We start from the raw sequence: 6019 nt of genomic DNA on the forward strand, positions 1-6019 counted from the left end.
TCAAACAATGAGGATCAAAGTGTGGGAGCCAGTGCATCGCGCAGAAACCCGGGTGCGATGTAGCGCTGGTAATGCGCCTCGGACAGGATAAAAAACTCCCGATCAATCGCATCCCGCAACTCCGGCAACGCCCAACCGCGAAACTCCGGCAGCAACACCATGCCATACGCCTCCAGGTTGGAAATCACCCGCGCGCCCCGCGCGATCAACTGGTAGGCCCAGCAATACTCGGACTGGTGCGGCACAAAGCGAATCTTGCGTTGCTCCAGTTGCCCGCGCAGGGTCTTGGGGTCGAACACTTCCACTTTTCCCGCCATCACCTGCACCAACAGCTGCTCAAGCCGCAGCCAGACCGCGCGTTTTTCTTCTTCGTTATAGCCGTTCCACTGGATCACTTCGTGGTGGAAGCGCTTGCAGCCGCGGCACACGAGATCGCCGTAAACCGTGGAGCACAGGCCGACGCAGGGGGTCTTGATAGTGTGGTTGGACATGGGCGACAACACGCAATGTGGCGAAACAGTGCGCCATGTTAGCCCTTTGTCTAACCTTCATCACCCTGCAAACTTGGCTTGGCAACTTACCTTTAGATTTTTTTTGCCGTAGAATCATCCGGCCTTGTAAGGCGCCAATAATCCATTGGAAGCTGTTTTCAAAGCGTCACGAGCACAGTCGTTCCTTCAGAGCGGTGTTGGCGACGGTTATTTACCTTGTAAGTAGCCAGCGCCAACCCTCATCAGCTCCGCTCTGCAGGCGTAAAACTTTGAAAGCAGCTTCTGTGAGAAATGCCGGCAGCGCTGGCTTTGCGGCCCAAAAAGCCCCCGAGCGCACGCGTGCCGGTCATTTCTGGATGAGCGTCCCGTGGGACCACTGATGAGGGTAATAACTGTGCTTGAAGCCTACCGCAAACATATCGAAGAGCGCGCAGCACTGGGTATCGTTCCCCAGCCGCTTAACGCCGAACAAACCGCAGGCCTGGTCGAGCTGCTGAAAAATCCCCCGGCTGGCGAAGAAGAATTCCTCGTTGACCTGATCACCAACCGCATTCCACCAGGCGTTGACGAAGCTGCCTACGTCAAGGCCGGTTTCCTGTCTGCCCTGGCCAAGGGCGAAGCTACTTCCCCCCTGATCGACAAGACACACGCTGTTGAACTGCTTGGCACCATGCAAGGCGGCTACAACATCGTGACGTTAGTCGAGCTGCTGGACGATGCCGAGCTGGCACCAGTCGCCGCCGCCCAACTCAAGCACACCCTGCTGATGTTCGATGCGTTCCACGACGTGGCTGAAAAGGCCCGTAACGGCAACGCACACGCCAAAGCCGTGATCCAGTCCTGGGCCGATGGCGAGTGGTTCAAAAACCGCCCGACCCTGGCCGACAAGATCAGCCTGCGCGTGTTCAAGGTCACCGGCGAAACCAACACCGACGACCTGTCCCCTGCCCCGGACGCCTGGTCCCGCCCTGACATCCCGCTGCACGCCCTGGCCATGCTGAAAATGGCTCGCGAAGGCATCGTGCCGGACGAGCAAGGCAAAACCGGCCCGATGAAGCAGATCGAAGAGATGCGCGGCCAAGGCTTCCCTATTGCCTACGTCGGTGACGTGGTCGGTACCGGTTCCTCGCGCAAATCGGCAACCAACTCCGTACTGTGGTTCTTCGGCGACGATATTCCCAACGTGCCGAACAAGCGCGCTGGCGGCTTCTGCTTCGGCAGCAAGATCGCTCCAATCTTCTACAACACCATGGAAGATGCCGGCGCACTGCCGATCGAATTCGACGTGACCAACATGAACATGGGCGACGTGATCGACCTGTACCCGCATGCTGGCAAAGTCTGCAAACACGGAACCGACGAAGTCCTGACCACCTTCGAAATGAAGACCCCGGTGCTGTTGGACGAAGTGCGCGCCGGCGGCCGTATTCCGCTGATCATCGGTCGTGGCTTGACCGACAAGGCACGTGCCGAGCTGGGCCTGGGCCCTACCGACCTGTTCAAACTGCCTGAAGCCCCGGTCGACACCGGCAAGGGTTTCACCCTGGCACAGAAAATGGTCGGCAAGGCCTGTGGCCTGCCAGAAGGCAAAGGCGTTCGCCCTGGCACCTACTGCGAACCGAAGATGACCACCGTGGGTTCTCAGGACACCACCGGTCCAATGACCCGTGATGAACTGAAAGACCTGGCGTGCCTGGGCTTCTCGACCGATCTGGTGATGCAGTCGTTCTGCCACACCGCGGCCTATCCAAAGCCGATCGACGTGACCACCCACCACACCCTGCCTGACTTCATCATGACCCGTGGCGGTGTATCGCTGCGTCCAGGCGACGGCATCATCCACAGCTGGCTGAACCGTATGCTGCTGCCGGATACCGTCGGCACCGGTGGTGACTCGCACACCCGTTTCCCGATGGGCATTTCGTTCCCGGCCGGTTCAGGTCTGGTCGCGTTTGCCGCAGCCACTGGTGTTATGCCGCTGGACATGCCGGAATCGATCCTGGTGCGCTTCAAAGGCAAAATGAAACCTGGCATCACCCTGCGTGACCTGGTTCATGCCATTCCTTACTACGCGATCCAGTCGGGCTTGCTGACCGTCGAGAAGAAAGGCAAGAAAAACGCCTTCTCCGGCCGCATCCTGGAAATCGAAGGCCTGAACGACCTGACGCTGGAACAAGCTTTCGAGCTGTCCGACGCCTCGGCTGAACGTTCGGCTGCCGGTTGCACCATCAAGCTGTCGAAAGCGTCGATCACCGAATACCTGAACTCCAACATCACCCTGCTGCGCTGGATGATCGGTGAAGGTTACGGTGACCCACGCACCCTGGAACGTCGCGCCCAAGCGATGGAAGCCTGGGTTGCCAACCCAGAGTTGATGGAAGCCGATGCCGACGCGGAATACGCCGAAATCATCGAGATCGACCTGGCGGACATCAACGAGCCGATCCTCTGCGCACCCAACGACCCGGACGACGCCCGTCTGTTGTCCAGCGTTGCCGGTGAGAAGATTGACGAAGTGTTCATCGGTTCGTGCATGACCAACATCGGTCACTTCCGCGCTGCCGGTAAACTGCTGGAACAGGTCAAGGGTCAGCTGCCAACCCGTCTGTGGCTGTCGCCGCCGACCAAGATGGACGCTCACCAACTGACCGAAGAAGGCTACTACGGCATCTACGGCAAGGCTGGCGCGCGCATGGAAATGCCGGGCTGCTCGCTGTGCATGGGTAACCAGGCACGTGTAGAGCCGAATTCGACTGTTGTGTCGACGTCGACCCGTAACTTCCCGAACCGCCTGGGTGACGGCGCCAACGTCTACCTGGCCTCGGCTGAGCTGGCGGCAGTCGCTTCCACGCTGGGTCGCTTGCCGACTGTCGAAGAGTACATGGGTTACGCAGCGAAACTGGACACCATGGCCAGTGACGTTTACCGCTACCTGAACTTCGACCAGATCGCCGAGTTCCGCAAAATCGCAGCAAGCGCCAACATCCCGGTGATTCAAGCCTAAGGTGTTGATGTGAAAAAACGCCGCGTATCTCACGATACGCGGCGTTTTTTTATGCCTGACATACGGTTTCAGCAACACCACAAAACAAATGTGGGAGCGGGCTTGCTCGCTCCCACAGTTTTTACCGTGTCAGGCTTACCCAATCAGCGAATACACCAACGCCGTAATCGCCACCAAGCCAACAGCAGTCACAAACACGTTAGACGCCTGCCCACGGTACTTGGCCATGGCCGGCACTTTGCGGATTGCGTACATCGGCATCAGGAACAGAATCGACGCAATCACCGGGCCGCCCAGGGTCTCGATCATGCCGAGAATGCTTGGGTTAAGCGTGGCGACCAGCCAGCACACCACCAACATGAACGCAGCGGTCATGCGGTCCAGAGACTTGGCGGCTGGGCGGCGACCGGTTTTCAGCACTAGGCCTTTAAGGCCTTCGCTGGCGCCGATGTAGTGGCCCAGAAACGATTTGGCAATCGCCACAAACGCAATCAACGGCGCGGCGAAGGCGATGGTCGGGTTGTCGAAATGGTTGGCCAGGTACGACAGGATCGACAGGTTCTGCGCTTTCGCTTCCGCCAGCTGTGCCGGCGACAAGGTCAGTACGCAGCTGAACACAAAGAACAGCACCATCACCACCATCAGCAGGTGCGCGCGGGACAGGATCTGCGAGCTGCGCTCATCAGCGTTCGCGCCGTACTGGCGCTTCTGGTCAACCGCAAAGGCCGAGATGATCGGCGAATGGTTGAACGAGAACACCATCACCGGAATCGCCAGCCACAGCGTGCTGAGCAACGCCGACGGCGCCGGCACCTCACGCGCGGTGCTGAGAATGCCGCCGGTCCAGTGCGGGATCAGGTACACCGCCAGAAACAGCAACGCGACGATAAACGGATACACCATCAGGCTCATGGCCTTGACGATCACTTGCTCGCCACACCGCACCACGGCCAGCAAGCCGAGGATCAGCACAAACGCCAGGATCGCCCGAGGCGGCGGCATGATGTGCAGTTGGTGCTCCATAAAGCTGCCGACCGTGTTGGTCAGTGCCACGCTGTAGATCAGCAGGATCGGGAAGATTGCGAAGAAGTAGAGCAAGGTAATCAGCGCGCCGGCCTTGATGCCGAAGTGTTCCTCGACCACGTCGGTGATGTCGGAACCTTCACGGCCAGACAGTACGAAACGGGTCAGGCCACGGTGGGCAAAGAACGTCATCGGGAACGCCAGCAGCGCCAGGATCACCAGCGGCCAAAAGCCCCCGAGGCCCGCATTGATTGGCAAAAACAACGTACCGGCGCCAATGGCGGTGCCGAACAGACCGAGCATCCAGGTGGTGTCCTGGCGGCTCCAGCTTGCGAGGGTTGCAGGTGTCGTCTCATAGCGTTCGTCGACGCTATTGGCCTGATCATTCATCCGGTCGGATCTCCGCATTGACACGGCCAGGACGAGTCAGAAAACCTGACAGGCAGCGCCCCAGCCATAGAAGGGGCCGAATTGTCCGGGATTCTTTTGAATAAGCAAAGACTTAGCTGAGGAACGGCACCTTAACCGTGGCGCGCGGCAGTCGCTTGTCAGATGAATTCCTTGAGGCCGCACGAAATACGCTTTTGCCCGAAACGAATTCAGATGCCTTCGTTGACAGCCAAGCGCCCGTGCCAGCATGATCGGGCCATGAACCTTATCCAGCGCCGCCTCACCCGCACCACCACGACCGCCACTGGCGGGTCGCGTGGTTGCCGTGGGTGCTTGAACTAGCTACACCCAGTAAACAACCAAAGGCCCCGCCAGCAATGGACGGGGCTTTTTTTGCTCCGCCACCTGGCGATCACAAGGAGCAACACCATGAACACAGCCCTGCTGATCATCGATATGCAAATCGGCCTGTTTGATGGCCCGGATAAACCGTTCGAACGCGAACGTGTGCTGGGCACCATCAATGCACTTATCTGGCGCGCTCGCACCGCCGGTGCGCCTGTCTTCGTCGCACGCCACACCGGCCCGGCCGGTTCCCCCATCGAGGCCGGCAGCCCGCTCTGGCAGCTGTGGCCGGCTCTGGATGTCGATGTAACCCACGACCACGTGTTCAACAAAACCCGGCCGAGCTGTTTCCTGGGTACAGACCTGGCGCAACACCTCGCAGCAGCGAAGGTCGATCAGCTGGTGGTTGCAGGGATGAAAACCCAGTTTTGTGTCGACACAACCTGCCGCGTGGCGGTGGAGCTGGGGTTCTCGGTTGTACTGCCGGAAGACGCCCACACCTGCATGGACACTGCGGCGCTCAAGGCCGAGGCGATCATCGAGCATCACAACACCACGCTGGCGGGGGCATTTGTTAAGCGGGTGAAAGCACAGGACATTCAGTTCTAGCGCCCAGCTCTTTCAAGATCTTTAGACAGAACAGGCGATAAGTACTCTGTGGCGAGCGGGCTTGTCGAATCGTCGCACCGCCCGCGTTGGGTTGCGAAGCGACCCTAAAAAGGAAGAATGCGGTGAGTCAGATACTCCTCGGCCGCTGGTTTTGGGG

Annotated in this window: 4 protein-coding genes; 2 read left to right on the top strand and 2 right to left on the bottom strand. The window is 59.3% G+C overall.

What is annotated here, in order from left to right; all coding sequences use genetic code 11:
* Positions 1 to 14: 14 nt before the first annotated feature.
* Positions 15 to 491 carry a DUF1289 domain-containing protein gene (locus Q7C20_RS22120; RefSeq protein WP_375070218.1) on the bottom strand — a complete coding sequence of 159 codons (477 nt, stop codon included), beginning with the start codon at positions 489 to 491 and terminating at the stop codon, positions 15 to 17.
* Positions 492 to 885: 394 nt separating this feature from the next.
* On the opposite strand from Q7C20_RS22120, the gene acnB reads away from it, so the two are divergent.
* Positions 886 to 3495, top strand: a complete 2610-nt coding sequence (acnB, locus tag Q7C20_RS22125) for a bifunctional aconitate hydratase 2/2-methylisocitrate dehydratase (RefSeq protein ID WP_375070224.1) — start codon at positions 886 to 888, stop codon at positions 3493 to 3495.
* 135 nt (positions 3496 to 3630) lie between these two features.
* Here acnB and Q7C20_RS22130 read toward each other — a convergent pair whose 3' ends face one another.
* Positions 3631 to 4908 (bottom strand): serine/threonine transporter, encoded by a 1278-nt coding sequence (locus Q7C20_RS22130; protein WP_348061578.1) that lies wholly within the window; start codon positions 4906 to 4908, stop codon positions 3631 to 3633.
* Between the two features lie 429 nt (positions 4909 to 5337).
* On the opposite strand from Q7C20_RS22130, the gene Q7C20_RS22135 reads away from it, so the two are divergent.
* On the top strand, positions 5338 to 5862 hold the full coding sequence (locus tag Q7C20_RS22135) for a cysteine hydrolase family protein (RefSeq protein ID WP_375070220.1): 525 nt from the start codon (positions 5338 to 5340) through the stop codon (positions 5860 to 5862).
* Positions 5863 to 6019 lie beyond the last annotated feature (157 nt).

This window comes from Pseudomonas sp. AMR01 (assembly GCF_041946035.1).
Taxonomy (GTDB): Bacteria; Pseudomonadota; Gammaproteobacteria; order Pseudomonadales; family Pseudomonadaceae; genus Aquipseudomonas; species Aquipseudomonas antarctica_B.